This window comes from Rhodococcus sp. B7740 (genome assembly GCF_000954115.1).
Classification (GTDB): domain Bacteria; phylum Actinomycetota; class Actinomycetes; order Mycobacteriales; family Mycobacteriaceae; genus Rhodococcoides.
This window is the reverse complement of the sequence record NZ_CP010797.1, coordinates 3,709,074-3,728,646: the sequence shown is the minus strand read 5'-3', so window position 1 is coordinate 3,728,646 and position 19,573 is coordinate 3,709,074. Positions and strand designations below refer to the sequence as shown.

21 protein-coding genes are annotated in these 19,573 nt (G+C 65.0%); 11 read left to right on the top strand and 10 right to left on the bottom strand.

All coding sequences use genetic code 11. The features are described 5' to 3' along the window. Positions 1-74: 74 nt before the first annotated feature. From NY08_RS17250 to NY08_RS17235, 4 genes are all read right to left on the bottom strand, one after another. Positions 75-803 carry an amino acid ABC transporter ATP-binding protein gene (locus NY08_RS17250; RefSeq protein WP_045197723.1) on the bottom strand — a complete coding sequence of 243 codons (729 nt, stop codon included), beginning with the start codon at positions 801-803 and terminating at the stop codon, positions 75-77. 1 nt (position 804) lies between these two features. Then, the gene (locus tag NY08_RS17245) at positions 805-2,613 is read right to left on the bottom strand and encodes an ABC transporter substrate-binding protein/permease (RefSeq protein ID WP_045197721.1); all 1,809 of its coding nucleotides are present in this window, start codon (positions 2,611-2,613) and stop codon (positions 805-807) included. An 86-nt stretch (positions 2,614-2,699) separates the two neighbouring features. Beyond that, positions 2,700-3,470: an LLM class F420-dependent oxidoreductase gene (locus NY08_RS17240; RefSeq protein WP_179272808.1), complete on the bottom strand. Its 771-nt coding sequence runs from the start codon at positions 3,468-3,470 to the stop codon at positions 2,700-2,702. A 46-nt stretch (positions 3,471-3,516) separates the two neighbouring features. Beyond that, the gene (locus NY08_RS17235; protein ID WP_045197719.1) at positions 3,517-4,026 is read right to left on the bottom strand and encodes a TIGR04338 family metallohydrolase; all 510 of its coding nucleotides are present in this window, start codon (positions 4,024-4,026) and stop codon (positions 3,517-3,519) included. A gap of 98 nt (positions 4,027-4,124) precedes the next feature. Between NY08_RS17235 and NY08_RS17230 the strand changes: the two genes are divergently transcribed. Genes NY08_RS17230 through NY08_RS17210 form a run of 5 tightly spaced genes read left to right on the top strand, consistent with a single transcriptional unit; the run spans position 4,125 to position 10,106 of the window. Then, positions 4,125-4,850 carry an ATP-binding cassette domain-containing protein gene (locus tag NY08_RS17230; protein ID WP_045197717.1) on the top strand — a complete coding sequence of 242 codons (726 nt, stop codon included), beginning with the start codon at positions 4,125-4,127 and terminating at the stop codon, positions 4,848-4,850. Then, on the top strand, positions 4,847-5,614 hold the full coding sequence (locus NY08_RS17225; RefSeq protein ID WP_045197715.1) for an ABC transporter ATP-binding protein: 768 nt from the start codon (positions 4,847-4,849) through the stop codon (positions 5,612-5,614). The genes NY08_RS17230 and NY08_RS17225 overlap by 4 nt, the downstream gene beginning before the upstream one ends. Continuing rightward, positions 5,611-7,089 carry an ABC transporter substrate-binding protein gene (locus tag NY08_RS17220; protein ID WP_045197713.1) on the top strand — a complete coding sequence of 493 codons (1,479 nt, stop codon included), beginning with the start codon at positions 5,611-5,613 and terminating at the stop codon, positions 7,087-7,089. The genes NY08_RS17225 and NY08_RS17220 overlap by 4 nt, the downstream gene beginning before the upstream one ends. Positions 7,090-7,092: 3 nt before the next feature. Further along, positions 7,093-8,844 carry an ABC transporter permease subunit gene (locus NY08_RS17215; protein ID WP_045197711.1) on the top strand — a complete coding sequence of 584 codons (1,752 nt, stop codon included), beginning with the start codon at positions 7,093-7,095 and terminating at the stop codon, positions 8,842-8,844. After that, positions 8,841-10,106, top strand: a complete 1,266-nt coding sequence (locus NY08_RS17210; protein ID WP_045197709.1) for an MDR family MFS transporter — start codon at positions 8,841-8,843, stop codon at positions 10,104-10,106. Before NY08_RS17215 ends, NY08_RS17210 begins: the two co-directional genes overlap by 4 nt. A 382-nt stretch (positions 10,107-10,488) precedes the next feature. Here NY08_RS17210 and NY08_RS17205 read toward each other — a convergent pair whose 3' ends face one another. Next, entirely contained in the window at positions 10,489-11,307 is an 819-nt protein-coding gene (locus NY08_RS17205) for a DUF2786 domain-containing protein (RefSeq protein WP_045197708.1), read from the bottom strand. A 189-nt stretch (positions 11,308-11,496) separates the two neighbouring features. Between NY08_RS17205 and NY08_RS17200 the strand changes: the two genes are divergently transcribed. From NY08_RS17200 to NY08_RS26300, 4 genes are read left to right on the top strand one after another with little or no spacing between them, the layout of a single operon-like run. Next, complete coding sequence (locus NY08_RS17200; RefSeq protein ID WP_032396943.1) at positions 11,497-12,777, top strand: ABC transporter substrate-binding protein; 1,281 nt, start codon at positions 11,497-11,499, stop codon at positions 12,775-12,777. 15 nt (positions 12,778-12,792) lie between these two features. Continuing rightward, positions 12,793-13,839, top strand: coding sequence for a carbohydrate ABC transporter permease (locus NY08_RS17195; protein WP_200893128.1), 1,047 nt, complete (start codon positions 12,793-12,795; stop codon positions 13,837-13,839). Beyond that, positions 13,836-14,657, top strand: coding sequence for a carbohydrate ABC transporter permease (locus NY08_RS17190; RefSeq protein ID WP_045197705.1), 822 nt, complete (start codon positions 13,836-13,838; stop codon positions 14,655-14,657). The genes NY08_RS17195 and NY08_RS17190 overlap by 4 nt, the downstream gene beginning before the upstream one ends. Next, a complete protein-coding gene (locus tag NY08_RS26300) occupies positions 14,654-14,827 on the top strand; it encodes a hypothetical protein (protein WP_179272810.1) in 174 nt (57 codons plus the stop codon). Before NY08_RS17190 ends, NY08_RS26300 begins: the two co-directional genes overlap by 4 nt. On the opposite strand, the gene NY08_RS17185 is transcribed toward NY08_RS26300, so the two are convergent. Continuing rightward, the gene (locus NY08_RS17185; protein WP_045197703.1) at positions 14,811-15,695 is read right to left on the bottom strand and encodes a LysR family transcriptional regulator; all 885 of its coding nucleotides are present in this window, start codon (positions 15,693-15,695) and stop codon (positions 14,811-14,813) included. The two genes, NY08_RS26300 and NY08_RS17185, sit on opposite strands and share 17 nt — an antisense overlap. Next, positions 15,686-16,105 carry an MmcQ/YjbR family DNA-binding protein gene (locus NY08_RS17180; RefSeq protein WP_442970759.1) on the bottom strand — a complete coding sequence of 140 codons (420 nt, stop codon included), beginning with the start codon at positions 16,103-16,105 and terminating at the stop codon, positions 15,686-15,688. Before NY08_RS17180 ends, NY08_RS17185 begins: the two co-directional genes overlap by 10 nt. A gap of 108 nt (positions 16,106-16,213) precedes the next feature. Between NY08_RS17180 and NY08_RS17175 the strand changes: the two genes are divergently transcribed. Beyond that, positions 16,214-16,564: a nuclear transport factor 2 family protein gene (locus tag NY08_RS17175; RefSeq protein ID WP_045197701.1), complete on the top strand. Its 351-nt coding sequence runs from the start codon at positions 16,214-16,216 to the stop codon at positions 16,562-16,564. 103 nt (positions 16,565-16,667) lie between these two features. Here the strand turns inward: NY08_RS17175 and NY08_RS17170 are convergent, their stop codons facing one another. Next, a complete protein-coding gene (locus tag NY08_RS17170) occupies positions 16,668-17,750 on the bottom strand; it encodes an inositol-3-phosphate synthase (RefSeq protein WP_032396939.1) in 1,083 nt (360 codons plus the stop codon). Then, positions 17,743-18,333, bottom strand: coding sequence for a PadR family transcriptional regulator (locus NY08_RS17165; RefSeq protein WP_032396938.1), 591 nt, complete (start codon positions 18,331-18,333; stop codon positions 17,743-17,745). The genes NY08_RS17170 and NY08_RS17165 overlap by 8 nt, the downstream gene beginning before the upstream one ends. 121 nt (positions 18,334-18,454) lie before the next feature. Here NY08_RS17165 and NY08_RS17160 point away from each other — a divergent pair, with 121 nt between their 5' ends. Continuing rightward, on the top strand, positions 18,455-18,862 hold the full coding sequence (locus NY08_RS17160) for a hypothetical protein (protein WP_045197699.1): 408 nt from the start codon (positions 18,455-18,457) through the stop codon (positions 18,860-18,862). A 34-nt stretch (positions 18,863-18,896) separates the two neighbouring features. On the opposite strand, the gene NY08_RS17155 is transcribed toward NY08_RS17160, so the two are convergent. Next, positions 18,897-19,427, bottom strand: a complete 531-nt coding sequence (locus NY08_RS17155; protein WP_045197697.1) for a GNAT family N-acetyltransferase — start codon at positions 19,425-19,427, stop codon at positions 18,897-18,899. Positions 19,428-19,573: the final 146 nt, after the last annotated feature.

Here is a 19,573-nt window from a genome sequence, read left to right as displayed (position 1 = left end):
CAACGAGGTTGCCCTAACGTGCCTACGGCAGTGGAGTGAACAAGTGCCCCCTGTGGCACCTGTCCACACCACTGCTACAGCACCTGCGACAGAAAAGCTTTCAGTCGGTCGGTGTGCGGATCGTCGAACAACTGCTCCGGCGTTCCGGTTTCGACGGCGCTGCCGTGATCCATGAACAACACCCTGTTGGACACCGATCGCGCGAAGCCCATCTCGTGGGTCACCACCACCATTGTCATGCCGCCCTTCGCGAGGTCGGCCATCAGCGCCAGCACGCCCTTGACCAGCTCGGGGTCGAGAGCGGAGGTGGCCTCGTCGAAGAACATCACCTCCGGCTTCATGGCCAGTGCTCGCGCGATGGCGACGCGCTGCTGCTGTCCGCCGGAGAGATTGCCCGGACGCGAATCCGCCTTGTTGGCCAGGCCGACCAACTCGAGTTGATCCATCGCGGCCGCGCGAGCAGCCTCCTTGGACAGGCCGAGCAGCTTCTGCGGGCCGAGCGCGATGTTGTCGGCAACGCTCTTGTGCGGGAACAGGTTGAACTGCTGGAACACCATGCCGATACGTTGACGCAACTGGTCGGGGTTGTCCTTCAGCACCGACTTGCCGTCGAGCAGGATGTCGCCTTGTTCGGGTTCGTGCAGTCGATTGAGAGCACGCAGCAGCGTCGACTTGCCCGAGCCCGACGGGCCGATGACCGTGGTGGTCGTGCCGGCCGGGACGTCGATGCTCACCCCGCGCAGCACCTTGTTGGTACCGAAGGACAGGTGGATGTCCTTGCCTACGAGCGAAACAGAAGTCATGTCAGCCTCTTTCCACGACGACGGCCTGCTCGACCGGGTCCAGCGTCTGCTCGGCCTTGCCGGTGCGCAGTCGCTTGTCGATGTAGTTCACGAGATGGGTGAGCGGCACGGTCAGCACCAGGTAGAACAATCCGGCCGCGACGAGCGGGGACAGATTTCCGGTCTGCGCGTTGAGATCTCGACCGACCGCGAACAGCTCACGTTGGGTGGCGAGCAGTCCGAGGAAGTAGATCAGCGACGAGTCCTTGATCAGCGAGATGAACTGGTTCATCAGCGCCGGCAGGACGCGTCGGACACCCTGCGGGACGACCACCAGGTTCATCGAACGACGACGGCTGAATCCGAGTGCCCGGGCTGCTTCCATCTGACCGGCTTCGACGCTCTGGATGCCGGATCGGAAGATCTCGCCGATGTACGCGGCGGCGAGCAGCGAGAGGGCGGCAGCGCCGAGCCAGTACGGATTGCCGCCGGTCACACCTTGCACCACGGGTCCGATGCCCAGTCCGATGATCAGAATGATGACCACGGCGGGCAGTCCGCGGAAGATGTCGGTGTAGACGCGGGCGGGCCAGCGCAACCAGCGCGTGCGGGAGAGGCCGGCCAGAGCCAGCAACATGCCCAGGACCGTACCGATGATGCCCGACGCCAACGCCAGAATCAGCGTGTTGGGCAGGCCCACCTTGAACAGGTCGGGGATGGCGGACTTGTACAGCGACCAGTCGAAGAACGTGTCGCCCAACTGCGCCAGCGTCGACTTCGGCTGGACCGCAACCGCTTCGGGAGCGTTCGCGTCGTTCTGCGCGGCGATGGCGGCGAAGTCGGGTAGCTCCGGCTCCGGGGCTGCCTTGCTGCCGGGCTTGAAGCCGTCGGGCAGCTCGCGAGGAACCCAGTCGGAGTAGAGCGTGGCCCAGGTGCCGTCGGCGATCACCGCGTCGAGCCCGGAGTTCAGCGCATCGATCAGTGGTTGATTGTCACGGGCGACGGCCCAGCCGACGAAGTTGTTCAGCGAGAACGTGTTCTGTGTGATCGCGGTGCCGTCCTCGGGCTTGACCAAGCCCTCGGCCTGCTGCGACGGAGCCACCCAGGCGTCGATCTGACCGGTCCGCAGGTTCGCGTAGGCGGTGTTGTAGTCCGGGAACTTCACCGGATCGAGGCCGAGCGTGTTCACCACGTAGTCGTCCTGCACGGTGCCCTGCACCACGCCGATCCTGGTGCTCGCGTTCAGGTCCTCGAAGCGGCTGATCGGACCGCCGGTCTGAGCGACGAGGGAGAAGTAGCCGAAGTCGTATCCGTTGGTGAATCCGACGGTGTTGCGTCGCTCGTCCGTCGTCGTGATCGAGGACGACCCGACGTCGAAGCGGCGGCCCGCAACCTGGGCGAGCAGGCCCGAGAACTCGGTGCCCGAGAAGTTGATCTGCAGCCCGAGCTTGTCCGCGACGGCCTTCAGCAGTTCGTTGTCGTAGCCGGTGTACTGGCCGGCCGAGTCGAGGCAGATGCTCGGCGGGGCGTCGGAGAGAGTGCCGACGGTCAACACTCCCGGCGTCGCCAATCCCAAGGCATTCGTGTCGATGCGGTCCAGCGGGGTGACGTTGTCCGTCGTGTACCTGTCCTCCGTCGCGGCCGCTGCGGCAGCGTCGAAGTTCGTCGGCGTGGACGACGCACTGTCGACTCCGGGAGGGGCGCACAGGTCGGTGGGACCTGCGGCCGCCTGATCATCGGAGTTCGACGTTCCACACGCGGCGAGCGTGAGGGCCATCAACAGTCCGAGAACGAGAACCACGAGCGCGCGTGAAGCGCGTACGGCAACCATGGACAAAACCCTAAGCGGACCAGGGCCCACTCACCCAAACGGCCGACGCGCAAGGGTTTCGCTCAACGAACTGCCGTGACGTGTGACTACCGGTGCGCGTCCCGCCACGCGATGGCTTCGCCCAGTTCCGTGAGGTCGTATTCGGGGCCTCCGGTACCCACGGTGAACAGGGTGGCTCCGGCGTCGACGAAGTCCTGGGCGGTGTCCGCGCCCGGCCACGAGACCGATCGAGTGATGCCCGAGACGTCGCGCCCGACGGTGGTGCCGTGCTCGGCGAGGATCTCGGACTTGCGCTTCAACGCCTCGAGGTCGGCGAAGCTGTGCCAGATGTGCGCGTACTCGGCGACCATCTTCAGGGTCTTCTTCTCACCGCCACCGCCGATGAGAATCGGGATGTCGCGGGTGGGAGCCGGGTTTCCGACATCGAGTCGGTGTCGGATTCTGGCCAGGCTCTCCTTCAGCAAGGCCAGACGCGAACCGGCCGTGCCGAATTCGTAGCCGAAGTTGTCGTAGTCCTTCTCGTTCCACCCAGCGCCGATGCCGAGAATCAGCCGGCCGCCGCTGATGTGGTCGACGGTGCGCGCCATGTCGGCCAACAGGTCCGGATTGCGGTAGCCGCCGCCGGTGACGAGCGCGCCGATCTCGACGTTCGACGTCTGCTCGGCCCAGGCGCCGAGCATCGTCCAGCACTCGAAGTGCGCGCCGTCGAGGTCGCCGTACAGCGGATAGAAGTGATCCCAGTTGAAGACGATGTCGACACCCGCATCCTCCGATCGCAACACCGCGTCGCGGATCAACTGATAGTCGGGAGCGTGCTGGGGCTGAAGCTGAACACCGATCTTGACGGCCATGTACATCTCCTCGTCGTGTGGGCTGCGTCTCCCATGATGCACCCGAATGCGATCAGCCGATGCGGACGCCGCTCTCGGCCATCATCGCGCGCAGTACGAACCCGGCCTCGGAGCCGACGATCTCGCCGACGAGGGTGATGTAGCGGTCGACGAATGCGCCGCCGTGCTGCTGCTCGTTCTCCTCGGCGAAATGGTGTGCGAGCTCGTGCAACACCACCAGCTCTCGCAGCGCCCAGGCCCTGTTACCCCGATGCAGGGGCACGGCAATGGTGGCGGTGTCCGATTCGTAATGCGCCGCAGCCGAACCCGAACGGGCCCGGACGGTGATCACACGACCGGCCTCGGGCCAGGTGGCGGCGACCCAATCCAGCCCGAGCACCGCATCGACGTACGCCTGCACCGACTCGATGGAGGCGAATTTGCGCTCGATCGGCAGCGTGATCTGAGAACCCATCACCTCCACCATGCGAAGACCTCGCTCCTCGGCGCGATCGAACATGGTGCGGACCAGTTGCTCGGCGTCGTAGACGGCCGCTCGCTGCGCGTCCCTCGCCCTGCTCATCGGATCAGCCTAATTTGTGTCGCCTTCCCGATTCGCCTACAGTCCTCTATCGACAACGATTGTCGCATTCATAAACACCTTCAAGCCCAGGAGAAACCGTGCTCGCCGTCGATGACCTCTGCATCGACGCCGGACACTCGCGCATCGTCCGGCACGTGTCCTTCGAGATCCCCGCCGGTCGACGCCTCGGCCTTCTGGGTGCGTCGGGATCGGGAAAGTCGATGATCGCTTCGGCGTTGGTCGGAGCGCTGCCGCCGGGCATCACCTGCAGCGGCAGCATTCTCGTCGACGGCCACGACGTCACCGGGGTTTCGACGCCCCGGCGACCGCGCACCGCCCGCCCGGCGATGGTGTTCCAGGATTCGGCCACCGCACTGAACCCGATGGTCACCGTCGGCAAGCAACTCCGCACGCCCGACGCCTCGACGCTGCTCGAGCGTGTGGGTCTGCGCGACACCGAACGCATCCTGGCCGCGCACCCGCTCGAGCTGTCCGGTGGTCAGCGTCAACGCGTCTGTATCGCAGTCGCATTGGCGCGCGAGAGCCCGCTGGTGATCGCGGACGAACCGACGACGGCCCTCGATGTGGTCAGCCAGGCGCGGGTACTCGACGCACTTCGTGAGGTGGCCTCGCTGCTGCTGATCACGCACGACATCGCCGTCGCCGCACAGCTGTGCGATCACCTGATGGTTCTCGACTCGGGACGCATCGTCGAATCGAGTTCCACGGCAGAGATTCTCGACAGTCCCAGGTCCGATGTCGTGGTGCGCATGCTCGATCGAGCTCGCGCCGCCGATCCGTTTCGTCAGCTGGTAGCGCGATGACCGCGGGATTGGCGGCGACGAACATCACGCGCACCTACGTTCGACACGGATCGTCTCGTACCGCGCTGGACGCTGTCTCGCTTTCGCTACCGCCTGCCGGTCGCGTCGCTGTTGTCGGCGAATCCGGTTCGGGGAAAACCACTGTGCTGCGCATGCTGCTGGCACTGGACTCCCCCGATGCGGGCACCGTGGAACTGGAGGGGCGCAACGTCCGTCCGGGTTCCGCGAGATCGCTGCGGTGGTTTCGCCGATTGGTGCAGTACGTACCCCAAGACCCCGCCACCAGTCTCGACCCACGCGGCAGTGTCCTGGATCTGGTGGCTACGCCGCTGCGACTGCTCGGCATCGACGGCGATCATCGAGCCAAGGCAGGTGCCGCACTCGCTGCCGTCGGGCTGGACCAGCGCTATCTGCAGCGCCGCCCGACCGAACTGTCCGGTGGCCAGAATCAACGCGTCGCCATTGCGCGTGCGGTGGCATGCGAACCGCGGTATCTGCTGGCGGACGAGCCGGTCAGCGGACTGGACCCCGACCTGCGTGAGCAGGTCCTCTCAGTGTTGGCCGGCCTACCGAGCGCCCTGCTGATCGTGAGCCACGACCTGTCTGCGGTCGCACGACTCTGCCGCGAGGTATCGGTGATGCACGACGGCCGGATCGTCGAAACCGGCAGTGTACGAGACATTCTCACCGACCCACAGCACCCGTACACCCAAGACCTGATCGACGCCGTACCCCGGCTCGCACCACCACAGGAGATCCATTGACCACCAACGTCTTCCGCCTCGGCACCCTGGCAGCGGTAGGAACCCTCACGCTGACCGGCTGCTTTTCTTCGGCCCCTTCCGACGACACCACGGACAGGGCCCGCGTTGCAATGCTGCAGCCGCCACGCTCGGGGCTCTCGCAGTTCAGCGACGACGCCTTCAAACTCTCGCGCTGGTCCACCGCCGAAACCCTGGTCACGCTCGACGATCTCGGTGATGCGCAGCCGGCTCTGGCCACCGCCTGGAACCGCGTCGACGAGCGCACCTGGAGTTTTGACCTCCGACCCGACGTGAGGTTCCACAACGGTGCGCCGCTCGACTCCGCAGCCGTCGTCACCGCACTGACCGCTGCCACCACCGCCGCGCCGAAGCCGCGCATCCTCGACGGCGTCGAGCTGACGGTGTCCGCCACCGACGACGATTCAGTGGAGGTGACCACCGAGGACGTCGATCCACTGGTGCCGCAACGACTCTCGAGCCCTCAGCTCGCCATCCTGGCACCCGCGGCGTACTCCGCAGGCGGCAGCGACCCCGTCGGAACCGGCACCGGACCATTCGTGTTGACCGCTGTGAACGGCACATCCAGTGCCACGCTGGATCGCAACGAGAACTACTGGGGTGAGACCGCGAGGCTCGCCGGCATCGACGTCGACTTCGTGCCCGACGGTACGGCCCGCGCAGCGGCGCTCCGCAACGGCACCGCCGATGTGGTGGAGGCGATTCCGGTGTCGCAGGCCGCCAACATCGACCCGTCGCTGGTGCACGAGGTTCCGATGCCGCGTACCAACACCCTGTACCTGAACACGTCGTCCGACGTGTTCGCCGATCCGGCCATGCGCGCCGCCGCACGGGAGTCGGTGGACAAGGATCGTCTGGTCGAGCAGGTCTACGAGGGCCGCGCTGACGCCGCGAACGGGCTGCTCGGCCCGGCGCTGCCGTGGGCGGCGGACCGTCCCGCGCGCACCGAGACACCGGCGGGTGATGCCACGGGCAAGAAGATCACCCTCGCCACCTTCACCGACCGCGCCGAACTTCCCGAGGTCGCCGTGCTGCTGCAGCAGGAACTCGAGGCGAAGGGCTTCGTCGTCGAGCAGGTGGTGCGCGAATACCAGTTCATCGAAACCGACGCGCTCAGTGGCGCATTCGATGCCTTCATCCTCTCCCGCGCCACCGTGCTCGATTCCGGTGACCCCGTGGCATACATGTTCTCCGACTTCGCTTGCGAGGGATCGTTCAACATCTCCCAGTTCTGCGACCCTCAGGTCGACGCGGCGTTGGCAGACGCCTCGGCCACCGAACCCGGAGACGACCGCCGCGCCGCGATCCTGGACGCCGAGAAGCTGATCCTGGAGAAGGATGCGGCCGTGCCGATGCTGCACGAACGCGTCATCCAGGGCGAATCCGAAGGCATCACCGGCGTCGCCCGCGATCCGAGGGAACGCACGCTCATCACCAACCAGACCGCCTTCGAGTAAGCAGTGAGAACAACCGCCTCGCGGCTGGTTGCCGTCGCCGGTGTCGTCCTCCTCGTCGGAATGCTGCCGTGGCTGTCCGATCGCGATCCGGCACTGAGCATTCTGCGGGCCCGCTCGGCCGAGCAGGAAGCAACCCCCGAGGCCCTGGCAGCCATTCGCCGCGACCTCGGCCTCGATGCCGGGCCGCTTCGGATGTTCTGGGACTGGCTCACCGGCATCGCGTCGGGCAATCCCGGAACATCCTGGAACACAGGTGAACCGGTGCTACCCGGGGCCCTCGATGCGCTGCTGGTGTCGCTGACACTGATGGGTTTCGCTATGGTCGTTGCGATCGCCGCCGCCGCCCTCGTGGTCGTTCCCAGCGTTCGGGCCGGGCTCCGCGGTACGCCGAGACGGACCGGGGGCGGCGTCGCGGCCGCGCTCACGTCGATGCCGGAGTTTCTGCTCGCGTCGGTACTCGTCGTTCTCGGTGCCGTGTGGTTGTCGTTTCCGGCCTACGGCTGGAACGGTCCCGAGTACGCGGTGCTGCCCGGGCTCGCACTCGGTTTGCCTGCGGGCGGGCTGATCGGGCGACTGCTCGCCGACGCGATCGCCGTCACCTTCACCGAGGGGTGGGTCATCACGTGGACGGTCGCAGGCTTCTCGCGGCCACAGATCGCAGGTGCGGTTCTGCGACGTGCCCTTCCCGGCCTCGCATCGCAGATCGGTCTGATCATGGTCGCGATGACCGGCGGGGCTGTGGCCGTCGAAAAAGTCTTTGCCATACCGGGATTGGGTCGCACCACCCTCGGCGATGCACAATCGCAGGATCTTCCCGCCCTGCAGATCGACATCCTGTTACTGCTGGCCGTCAGTGCCGTTCTGGGGATTTCCGCCGAACTGGCCCGACGGTTGCTGCTCGGTAGCGCACTGCACGAGAAGGCGATGCCCATCCCGTCCGGCGTCTTCCACCCGTCGCCGCGACGGTGGCTGGTGCCGATCGCTGCGGCGTCGGTCCTGCTGGTCATGGTGCTCGCTGGGCTCCCGCGCGACGGCCAGGCGACGACGCGGGAGAAGTTCGCGGCTCCGTCGCCGGCCCACCCGTTCGGAACTGACGCCTCGGGTCGAGATCTGTTGGCCCGCGTCGCCGACGGCGCACTGCGCTCCATCGGTCTCTCGCTTGCCGTGACGCTCGCGGCGCTGGTGGTCGGCGTGCTGATGGGACTGATTCCGCGGGCCTCCCGTGGGCTGGTCGAGGTCACCAATGCGGCACCACCCGTCGTCACCGGCATACTGATCGCAGCGATCTGGGGTCCGAGTGCAGGCGGAGCGGCCGTTGCCGTCCTCATCGTCACGTGGGCTCCGCTCGCCGCGCACACAGCCGCTCTCGTCGAGGAGACCCGCGCTCGGCCCTACATTTCCATCCTGCCGACATTCGGGGCAGGCACTGCGCGAATCCTGTTCGGGTCCATCGTGCCCAGCGTCGTTCCGGTAGTGCTGCGACACGCCATGATTCGGCTCCCCGGTGTCGCCCTCGCTCTGGCCGCTCTCGGATTCCTCGGCCTCGGTCCGCAACCCCCCACTGCGGATTGGGGATTGATACTGTCCGACGGGGTCGCCGCCGTCGAGCGGGCACCGTGGGTCACTGCTGCTCCACTCGCGTCCTTGATCGCACTCGCCGTTCTCGCAGTCTCGCTCGCTGGTGCCACCTCGGGGCGGGTGCGCAAGACCGGTAGCGTCATCGAGAAAGTCGACGCAGGAGGACGCAGTACGTGAGCACGAGGACCGACGGATCTCCGACGCGGTGGCGGTGGTCGTTTCTGGTCGATCTGCGGCGAGCCACGCCTACCGTCCGTTTGCTCGTCCTGACTCAAATGACCTTCAACATCGGCTTTTTCATGGTGTTGCCGTATCTGTCGGTGCATCTGACGGCCGATCTCGGGCTCGGGGCCGCGCTCGTCGGTGTGGTCCTCGGGATCAGGACCTTCTCGCAACAGGGACTGTTCTTCGTCGGTGGCACCCTCGCCGATCGGTGGGGAATCAAGCCGGTCGTACTCGTCGGGTGTGTGTTGCGGGTGCTGGGATTCGTCGGTCTCGCCTTCGCCGATTCGCTGCCTGATGTGCTTATCGCCACGGTGCTGGTGGGATTCGCAGCCGCATTGTTCTCCCCTGCAGTCGAATCCGCAGTGGCGATCGAAGCGGGCAAGAGCGAACGCGACGGCGGAGCCACGCGCGTCGAGAGCTTCGCGCTGATGTCGGTGTGCAGCCAGATCGGCTCCTTCACCGGCCCGCTCGTCGGATCGGTACTGTTGCTCGTCGATTTCAGGATCGCGTGCCTCGTGGCTGCGGCCATCTTCGTTCTGGTCATCGCCGCTCACATGCGGTGGCTGCCGCGTGAGCGCGGCGAACATCGCGACGACCCGTGGCTCTCGGGTTGGACCGACGTGGTACGCAACCGGACCTTCGTGCTGTTCGCGGTGGCGATGAGCGCGCAGTTGGTCGCCTACAACCAGCTGTACCTGCTGTTGCCACTCGAGGTCGAACGCGCCTGGGGCTCGCAGACGGTGCTGGGCTGGTTCTTCGCGATCTCGGCAGTTCTCGTGGTGACGGCACAACTGCCCATTACCCGACGCGTCGCCGGGGTATCACCGCGAATCACGCTGCCGATCGGATTCGCCGTCATGGCAGCATCGTTCGCGCTCGTGGCGGTGTTCAGTCCTCTGGAGTTGAAAGGCCTGCTCGGGCTGATCCCGGCTGCGCTCTTCGTCCTGCTGCTCGCGCTGGGGCAGATGATCGCCATGCCCCAAGCGCGAGATCTGGTGCCGCGCATGGCCGCCGAACGTCGACTCGGTTCGTACTACGGTTTCATGGCCTCGCTCGGGGGCATCGGAGTGCTCATCGGATCGACCGCACTCGGCGTGGTGATCGACGCATCCCCCGCCACCGGTTGGGGCGCAGCCATCCCGTGGCTGGTCGCGGCCCTGTTCCCCATCGCCAGTGTCATCGGCCTGCGCGTGGTGCTCTCCCGCCTCGACTGACCCCGCCGCTACGCCCCAGTTTCCGCCGCGCCCCCAGTCTCCCGCAAACGCGCGCGCGTTTGTCATCCGCGAGCAGATTCGCCCTGAATTCGACGCGAATCGGTGCGCACCTGGCGAATGCGCGCGCGTTTGCGCGAACGACCGGCGACCCGCGAGACCTGAAGCTCGGTGGCAGCGCGGCGGAAGCTGGGGACGCGCAGAACTCGACTGTGCTGCTGTACTCACCGAACATGGTTCGGTCGTGGCGGTTTCCGAAACGGTCGATACAGCCGTGGTGCTCCGAATGTTCGGTACGTCGATAGCCGAGATCGATGCGACCGTTACCGACACCACCGGACCACCGGGCGAGGTACTGCTCGCTTCTTCACAGCGAACGCAGTGGTCAGCGTCCCAGCTGCCTGCTTGCTGCGTCTATTTCGGCATGACCGCCGATCTTCGCGTTTCGCCCCGCGCGGTCGCCGGCCTTTCGTGCGCCCTCGGAGTACCCGGCGTTCGCGCTCTGGCCGCGCCAGTGTCCCCGAGCAGTCGAGGTCTTCCGGTAGTAGTCCTGGAGTTCGATCTCCTTGTTGCGCAACACCAGTGCTGTCCCAGCGCCCTGTTGTTCTTGTTCGATGGCTTTGGCTTCGGTGTCCTTCTTCACGTCGCCGAGCCGCTGACCGATGCGCGACGCGAATGCGGTCTGGAAGTTCAGCCGAGCCGTCACCGCAGCGACCGGCACTTCCTCGCGTCGGGTGTAGCGTCGGCGATTCTTGATCTCGGTGACGGTGCGGATGGCCGTCTCGGACCGGTACGCGCCGGATTTGATGTACGCGTCCGATGCTCGCACCATCTGGATCAACAGTGAGGAATACAGCGCCTCGGTGGTCTCGATGTCGGAGTCGAAACCGTAGGCGAACACCTGCGTCGACGATCGAGACACGTCGCACTGAACGTCGTTGGCGTGCGCGATGGCCACGAACAGATGCACGTAGGTCTTGAGTCCACGCTTGCCCGGTTCTCCGATGGGGATGACCTTCTGGCTCGGCGTCGCCTGTCGCTCCCTGGACGCACTGTGCGAGCGCGCCACCGCCAGATCGACCGATGCCGACGTCGCCAAACGCTGAGCGGCCTCCATGAAGGCCTCGGCCTCGTATGGGTTGTCGGTGGACTCGGCTTGGCGAAGTAGCCCACCGATCCGCGTCAGCATCTTGTCCGAACTCATGAGCGAGACGCTACCGGCCCTCTCCGACACCCCCGGGTTGACCGATTCAGGAAGGCAAAAATGACCACTGCGCGGTGCGATGTGTGCCACAGTACCCATCGACATATGTGTCAGGGGGAGCATCACAGCGAGATTCTGCGTGCCCAACTCCGGGCACATACCACCGCGTAGAAGTAAGTGGAGAGAACAATGGCGTCTTTGATCACGAAGGTGGCAGTGGTTGCGACAGCAGCTACGCTGCTGACGCTCACCGGATGTTCGAGCGACAGCGGATCGAGCGGCGATTCGGGCGCTGCGTCCGAAAATGCCGACGGCCGTGGACCTATCACCTATGTAGAGGGACAGGACACCACCGAGACCGGTGTCGTCCAGCAGATCATCTCGGAGTGGAACGCCGCCAACCCCGATGAGCAGGTCACCTTCAAGGAACAGTCCGCCGACGCCGATCAGGCCCACGACGACTTCGTTCAACAGCTCCAGGCCCAGCAGAGCGACTACGACGTGATGGCACTCGACGTCGTCTGGACCGCCGAGTTCGCAGCCAAGGGCTGGCTCGTGCCGCTCGAGGGTGAATTCGCACTCGACAACGCAGGCGTTCTGCCCGCGACCGTCGCGAGTGCGACCTACAACGGCAAGCAGTACGCCGCGCCGAAGAACACCAACGGCGGACTGCTCTACTACCGCAGTGATCTGCTCCCCGAGGCACCCACCACCTGGGCCGAGCTCACCGAGGATTGCCAGGTCGCGCGCGACAACAACATCGACTGCTACGCAGGGCAATTCGCCCCCTACGAGGGTCTGACGGCCAACGCGTCGGAGATCATCAACGCGCACGGCGGATCGATTGTCGGCGAAGACGGCAAGACCCCCACCGTCGACAGCCCGGAGGCCAAGGCCGGACTGCAGACCCTGGTCACCGCGTTCGAGACAGGCGTCATCCCGGCCCAGGACACCACATTCAAGGAGTCCGAGAGCCAGCAGGCGTTCCAGGACGGAAAGACACTGTTCCTGCGCAACTGGCCGTACGTTTACGGCACCGCCGCAGAGGAGGGTTCGGCTGTGGCCGGCAAGTACGCGGTCGCACCGCTTCCCGGGGTCACCGGCGTCGGCACGTCGACGCTCGGTGGATACAACGCCGCGATCAGCGCCTACTCCGAGAACAAGGCCACGGCTGCCGACTTCCTGCGATTCATGCAGGGCGAGAAGGCTCAGCGCATCATCGCCGAGGGCGCTTTGCCGCCCGTGCTCTCGTCGCTGTACGACGATCCCGCACTGATCGCTGCGATGCCGTACCTTCCCGCATTGAAGGCGTCCATCGAGAATGCCGTCCCGCGCCCTGTCACCCCGTTCTACCCGGCCGTCTCGAAGGCCGTGCAGGACAACGTGTCTGCCGCCATCAAGGGCGAGAAGAGCGTGGACCAGGCGATCACCGACATGCAGGCCGGTATCGAAACCGCCGGCGCCAACTGATTTTCGGGAGAACCAATGGCTGTACCTGCTGGTGTGACCAGTGGGGCCGGCGCAACCACCGCGGCCGGGGGCTCGTCCCCCGGCCGCGGTCGGCATGTGCGGTCCAAGAACAAGCGCTTCGGCCTGACGCAGGGTCGGGCCTGGCTGCTGATCGCACCGACGATGGTGATCCTCGCGATCGTCATCGTCTACCCGGTGATTCGCGCGCTGGTGATGTCCTTCTCCAAGGACCCAGGTCTCGATCCCGCTACCGGCATGTTCGTCACCGGCGGATCGGCCGGCTTCGACAACTACACGCATTGGATTCTGCAGCAGTGCACCTCGGCTTCGGGCACGTCGGTGCCCTGCCCGCCGGGAACTCTAGGGTCTCAGTTCTGGGGCGCGGTCGGTAACACGGCGTTCTTCACCGTCGTGACGGTGTCCATCGAGGTCGTCATCGGCTTCGCGATGGCCGTGATCATGGGCAAGACCTTCGCCGGACGCGCCCTGCTCCGCGCCGCGATCCTGATCCCCTGGGCCATCCCGACGGCTGTCACCGCCAAGCTCTGGTACTTCATCTTCGCGTACGACGGCATCGCCAATCGCATTCTGGGAACGAACATTCTGTGGACCGGCGACGCCTGGCCCGCTCGTTTTGCAGTGATCATCGCCGACGTGTGGAAGACGACGCCGTTCATGGCGCTGTTGATTCTGGCCGGGCTGCAGATGATTCCCGCCGACGTCTACGAGGCTGCTCGTGTCGACGGGGCGTCGGCGTGGCAGCGGTTCACCAAGATCACACTGCCGCTGGTCAAGCCGGCGCTCATGGTGGCAATTCTGTTCCGCACGATGGACGCACTGCGCATGTACGACTTGCCGGCCATCCTCACCGAGGGCAACCCCGCCACGCGAACCATCTCCATCCTGGTGGTGGAGCAGATCCGGCAGGGGTTCAACAGCGCTGCGTCGCTGTCGACCATCTCGTTCGTCATGATCTTCATCGTGGCCTTCATCCTGGTGAAGTTTCTCGGGGCCAATGCCGTTGCCACCCAGGAGAATCAGCGCAAGGGGGCCGGGCAATGAAACAGGCCCGAATCTATCTCGGTGTCGTCGTCATCCTCGTCTGGGGACTGGCACCGTTCTATTGGATGGTCGTCACTGCATTCCGCGACCAGCGTTACACCTTCGACACGACGCCGTGGCCGACGCACGTCACGTGGGAGAACTTCGAGAACGCGTTGTCGACGGCGAACGGCAATAATTTCCTACGTGCGGTAGGGAACAGTCTGATCGTGGGCGGCGCGACCACGCTGATCGCGTTGGTCATCGGCGTCTTCACGGCATACGCGCTGTCCCGCATCGACTTCCGCTTCAAGTACGTGGTGACAGGCATCATCCTGGGTGCGTCGATGTTCCCCGTCGTAGCATTGGTGACCCCGCTGTTCCAATTCTTCACCAACATCGGGTGGATCGGCAGCTACCAGGCGATGGTCATCCCCAACATCTCGTTCGTGCTGCCGTTGACGATCTACACCTTGGCCGCGTTCTTCGCCGAATTGCCCTGGGAGCTCGAAGAAGCCGCAAGGATCGACGGTGCCGGGCGCTTCCAAGCATTCCGCCTGGTGATGCTCCCACTTGCCGCACCTGCCCTGTTCACCACGGCGATCCTCGCGTTCATCGCAGCCGTGAACGAGTACCTGCTGGCCAGTCAGCTCTCGAGTGACAGGACCGAACCGGTCACCGTGGCCATCGCGCGGTTCACCGGCAACGATCCGTTGGTGGTGCCGTATGCCGCGATCATGGCCGCGGGCACCATCGTGGCGATTCCACTGGTGATCATGGTGCTGCTGTTCCAGCGTCGAATCATCTCCGGACTGACGGCGGGCGGCGTCAAATCGTGACCGCTCAGGACCATCTTCAGTTGCTGGCGGGCATTCTGGGATTCTTCGCGCTCGTGGCGCTGATCGTTGCGGTAGCCGGGATCATCGGGGGCAATCCCGGCGTGCTGCCGTCGGTGGCCCTGCTGGGTCTGTTGATCGCACTGTGGTTCTGCGTCAAAAAGATTCGTTGAAGCTGCGCGTTGCCACCGAAACCAATTCGGTCAGTGCCGCGTTCATCCTGGGCCGCCAGACCAGGGCCAGCAGCGCGGCGGTCTGCGAGTCCGTGAGCTCCACGGCAACGAGTGTGTCGTCGTAGGACGTCGTCATCGATGCGCTGAGGATCGCCACCCCCAGGCCGCGGGCAGCGAGGTCGGCCACGGCGTCGGGGGCGGTGGCCTGCAATGCGATCGTCGGCGCGAGTCCTACTCCGGCACAGTCCCGGTCGAAGACCGCACGGATTCCGGTGCCGGGAGGAAGGGCGATGATCGGGTGCTCGCACACCTGCGCCAACGTCGCCTCGCCCTGTGCTGCCAGAGGATGCTGCGGTGGAACGGCTGCGACGATGCGTTCGTCGATCACCACCATCGATTCCAATCCGTCCGGGACCCGAGCTGCGACACCTACGAGTGCGATGTCGAGTTCTCCTGCGCGCACATCGGCCACCAGACGATCGGAATTACCCTCCTGCAGAGCAAGTTCGACGCCGGGGTGCGCCGAATGGAAGCGTGCCAACGCGTCGAACAGTTGTGGGACGGTGCAGGCGGTGACCATCCCGACGCGAAGCGAGCCCCGCAGGAGTCCGGCGATGTCGTCGACGGATTGTCTGACGGAGCCGGCGGCGGCCAGCGTCGCGCGGGCTTGTGTCAGCGCGGCCTGACCTGCGGTGGTCAATGTTGCTGTGCCACCGGATCTGTCGATCAATTCGGCACCGAGTTCGCGTTCGAGCGCGCGGATCTGTGCGCTGACGCCTGATTGGCTGATGTGCACTCTGGCTGCGGCGCGAGTGAAGTTCGCTTCCTCGGCCACTGCGACGAAGTACTCCAGCTGTCTCAATTCCACTGCTGCACTCCCAGATTCGGGCCCTCACCGGCGTCGAGTCTGGCGATGTTCCGCTTCGGGGCCGTGACGCGGTAGCTGCAGTCGATCAATTCGGCTGCCTCGGCCCAGACGTCGTCGTCGGCGTCGCTCAGGTCGAAGCCCACCCAGCCGGCCGGGCCGAGGTACGCGGGGTGGAAGTAGCGGGGTTCGAGTTCGCAGGCGCGCTGCTCCTCGGCACTCTCGCATTTGACCAGGATCGAGAGGTCGTATTGGTCGCCGCCTTTGACGCCGCCGCCGAAGTAGACGAACACCGAAGCGGTGCGGAAGGTCGGCCGGCCATGGGAGATCTTCTCGGACACCTCGGGATAGGCGAATGCCATCGCGCGAACACGTTCGAGGACCGGATGCTTCGAAGTGGGATCGATGGCCACGAGCACACGATAGCGCGCGAACTCCAGCTGCGGCTATGAGTAGAACTTCTGACGATCATCGCTATCAACTGTTGGACTTCTGGTCCGGTGCGTTCGAGACTCGATGTCATGACGCAGACACCGAAAGAAGTTGCAGCAACCTACTTCGAGGCCTGGGAGGCGAAGGATTTCGACACTCTGGCGTCGATCCTGCACGAGGACGCGACGTTCCGGGGACCACTCGGCACAGCAGACAACGGTGCGGAATGTGTGGCCGGATTGAAAGGAATGTCGGAAATCGTCACCGACATCGACATCGCCCACGTCTTCGTGGACGGCCCGAACGTACTGACGTGGTTCGACCTGCATACGTCCATCGCATTCCCGGCGAGCACCGCCAACTGGCAGCGAATCGAGAACGGAAAAATCATGGATATCAAGGTGACCTTCGATCCACGAGAAATCACCGCGGCCGGATAGACGAACGCCCGCCGGTACTCAATGTGACATTCAGTGGCCTTTTCGGGGGTCAATGTCACATCGAGTGGACCGGCGGGCGGAAGTTCGCGTCTAGCTGCGGGCCCTACGCGTCGATGATGAACGCTTCGAGTTGTTCGCGAGCGACGTCGTCGGCGAGTTGCTTCGGCGGGCTCTTCATCAGGTAGGCCGAAGCGGGGATGACGGGTCCACCGATGCCGCGGTCCTTGGCGATTTTCGCGGCGCGGACTGCGTCGATGATGACGCCTGCGGAGTTGGGCGAGTCCCATACTTCGAGCTTGTACTCGAGGCTCAGGGGAACGTCACCGAAGGCGCGGCCTTCGAGGCGGACGTAGGCCCACTTGCGGTCGTCGAGCCAGCCGACGTGGTCGGACGGTCCGATGTGGACGTCCTTGGCGTTGAATTCCTTCTGCAGGTTCGACGTGACGGCCTGGGTCTTGGAGATCTTCTTCGACTCGAGGCGGGTGCGCTCGAGCATGTTGAGGAAGTCCATGTTGCCGCCGACGTTGAGCTGCATGGTGCGGTCGAGCTGCACGCCGCGGTCTTCGAAGAGCTTAGCCATGACGCGGTGGGTGATGGTGGCACCGACCTGGCTCTTGATGTCGTCGCCGACGATGGGGACGCCTGCGTCCTCGAACTTCTTGGCCCAGACGGGATCGCTGGCGATGAAGACGGGCAGTGCGTTGACGAAGGCGACGCCTGCGTCGATGGCGGCCTGTGCGTAGAACTTGTCGGCTTCTTCGGATCCGACGGGGAGGTAGGACACGAGCACGTCCACCTTGGCGTCGCGCAGGGCCTGCGCTACGTCGACGGCGTCGCCGTCGGCCTCGGTGATGGTCTCGCGGTAGTACTTGCCGAGGCCGTCGAGCGTCGGTCCGCGCAGGACGTGGACGTCCTTCGGGGGTACGTCGGCGATCTTGATGGTGTTGTTCTCGCTGGAGAAGATGGCTTCGGAGAGGTCGAAGCCGACCTTCTTGGCGTCCACGTCGAACGCGGCGACGAATTCGACGTCGCGGACGTGGTACTTGCCGAACATGACGTGCATGAGGCCGGGGACGGTGGCGTTCTCGTCCGCGTCCTTGTAGTACTCGACACCCTGGACCAGGGATGAGGCGCAGTTGCCCACACCCACAATGGCCACGCGGATTGCGTTGTTGTTCTCACCCATGGTCGGGTTCTCCTTCTGTCTTGACTGTCCTGTTTGGTGCTGTGTGGGACGGTGCTGGGTTGGGGTCGGCCTGCTCGGCTGCGATGACTTCGTTGAGCCAGCGCACCTCGCGTTCGCTCGATTCGAGTCCGAGCTGGTGTAGCTGCCTGGTGTAGCGGTCGAGTGTCCCGTTCGCCTTGGCCACAGCGTCGCGGAGCCCTTCTCGGCGCTCCTCGACCTGGCGACGTCTGCCTTCGAGAATGCGGACTCGAGCTTCCGCGGGAGTCCGACTGAAGAAGGCAAGATGTACGCCGAAACCGTCGTCGGTGTAGTTCTGCGGTCCGGTGTCGGCCACCAGTTCGGCAAATCGTTCCCTGCCGAGCGGGGTGAGCTGATACACCCGTTTCGCTCGTCTCTTCACGAGCAAGTCGGGACCGGCGTCCTCGGCGATGAGTCCGTCGGTTTGAAGTCGACGGAGTGCCGGGTACAGCGATCCGTACGAAAACGCTCGAAAAGCTCCGAGCAGGCCGGTCAGCCGCTTGCGGAGCTCGTAACCGTGCATGGGTGATTCGAGAAGCAGTCCGAGAATTGCGAGCTCGAGCATGCAACTCCCCCTTCTCGAATCCAACGATCACATCATCGCGATGCGATTGACCGCACTATCGAAGAATGTATCGCGCCGATACATATTCTGACAACTCGGCCGTGAACGTATCCTGCGACACATGACCCCGGTCGACGCGCTCGCCGCCGCTGCCGCCCTCCACCTGGGCTTTCAGTTGGTGGTGACCGCCGTCGTCTACCCGGCGTTGGCGGAGGTGCCGGACGACGACTTGCAGCGTGCCCATGACGCTCACTCGCGGCGCATCACCCTCGTAGTCGGGCTGGTCTACGGACTACTCGCTGCTGCGTGTCTGTGGGTGTTGGTGTCCGGTTCGACCCACCTTGCTGCCTTGATCAGCGTTGCCGGCGCAGTGATCTCCGCGCTCGCGACTGCATTCGTGGCTGCTCCAGTCCATGGCGAACTAGGGCGTGCGGGATGCAACGGACACTTGATGAGTCGACTGCGATCAGCAGACCGCGTACGTCTCTGCGGTGCAGTGGTGTGTGCCCTGTTTGCTCTGTTGGCGTGACCGAGCGCGGGTGAACGTGGAGTGGCTTATCGGTTCAGCGAACCGGAGCCACCATGAGCACCGCGTCGACTCGGTACTCGCCCCACTGCTGCGCAGCCGTCCCGATTCGGTGCCAGCCTCGCCGGCAGTAGAAGCCGAGAGCGGCGCTACTCGGATCGACGAGCAGCACCGGTGCCCGTCCCTCGCTCCGTGCCGCATTCACTGCGTGTGCGAGCAACGCCGTTCCGCTGCCCGGCACGGAGCCGTCGGTCATCAACCGCGACACGACGGCGAGTCGATCGGCAGCCACCCCGGTTGCTCGCTGCCACTGTGCGCTCGCATCGTCCGCACCGGGATCCTGTTCCGGTGACGCCGTCGGATGCAGCGCTATGTGTCCGACGACGGTGCCCTCGTGCTCGGCGACCCAGGCTGCGAGTTCGTTGGGTGCGGCGAGCCAGTCGGCGCGCACCGCCGCTGCGCGCATGGGATAGCGCTGTGTTTCGTGCGTACGTTGCAGGATGGGTAGGAGGGTGCTCAGGTCGCCGTCCCGTCGGGGCCGCACGTGTATTCCCGATGTGGCGAACATGTGGGCGAGTGTAGGGACCGGACGGTCATGCCCGCGTCGAGGATCGGCACAGTGTCCATGATCACCAACGACGGATCATCGCGTCGCAACAGGTGGAGCACTGTGTCTCGAGGCCGAAATGGGACCTGCTCGTCGCCGAGGCGGGG

Bases quoted from the DNA above. Each gene is read 5' to 3' on its own strand.
- NY08_RS17240 (WP_179272808.1), bottom strand. From the start codon at position 3,470: ATGTACATGGCCGTCAAGATCGGTGTTCAGCTTCAGCCCCAGCACGCT.
- NY08_RS17205 (WP_045197708.1), bottom strand. From the start codon at position 11,307: ATGAGTTCGGACAAGATGCTGACGCGGATCGGTGGGCTACTTCGCCAA.
- NY08_RS17225 (WP_045197715.1), top strand. From the start codon at position 4,847: ATGACCGCGGGATTGGCGGCGACGAACATCACGCGCACCTACGTTCGA.
- NY08_RS17235 (WP_045197719.1), bottom strand. From the start codon at position 4,026: ATGAGCAGGGCGAGGGACGCGCAGCGAGCGGCCGTCTACGACGCCGAG.
- NY08_RS17175 (WP_045197701.1), top strand. From the start codon at position 16,214: ATGACGCAGACACCGAAAGAAGTTGCAGCAACCTACTTCGAGGCCTGG.
- NY08_RS17160 (WP_045197699.1), top strand. From the start codon at position 18,455: ATGACCCCGGTCGACGCGCTCGCCGCCGCTGCCGCCCTCCACCTGGGC.
- NY08_RS17250 (WP_045197723.1), bottom strand. From the start codon at position 803: ATGACTTCTGTTTCGCTCGTAGGCAAGGACATCCACCTGTCCTTCGGT.
- NY08_RS17165 (WP_032396938.1), bottom strand. From the start codon at position 18,333: ATGCTCGAGCTCGCAATTCTCGGACTGCTTCTCGAATCACCCATGCAC.
- NY08_RS17190 (WP_045197705.1), top strand. From the start codon at position 13,836: ATGAAACAGGCCCGAATCTATCTCGGTGTCGTCGTCATCCTCGTCTGG.
- NY08_RS17155 (WP_045197697.1), bottom strand. From the start codon at position 19,427: ATGTTCGCCACATCGGGAATACACGTGCGGCCCCGACGGGACGGCGAC.
- NY08_RS17200 (WP_032396943.1), top strand. From the start codon at position 11,497: ATGGCGTCTTTGATCACGAAGGTGGCAGTGGTTGCGACAGCAGCTACG.
- NY08_RS17245 (WP_045197721.1), bottom strand. From the start codon at position 2,613: ATGGTTGCCGTACGCGCTTCACGCGCGCTCGTGGTTCTCGTTCTCGGA.
- NY08_RS17195 (WP_200893128.1), top strand. From the start codon at position 12,793: ATGGCTGTACCTGCTGGTGTGACCAGTGGGGCCGGCGCAACCACCGCG.
- NY08_RS17170 (WP_032396939.1), bottom strand. From the start codon at position 17,750: ATGGGTGAGAACAACAACGCAATCCGCGTGGCCATTGTGGGTGTGGGC.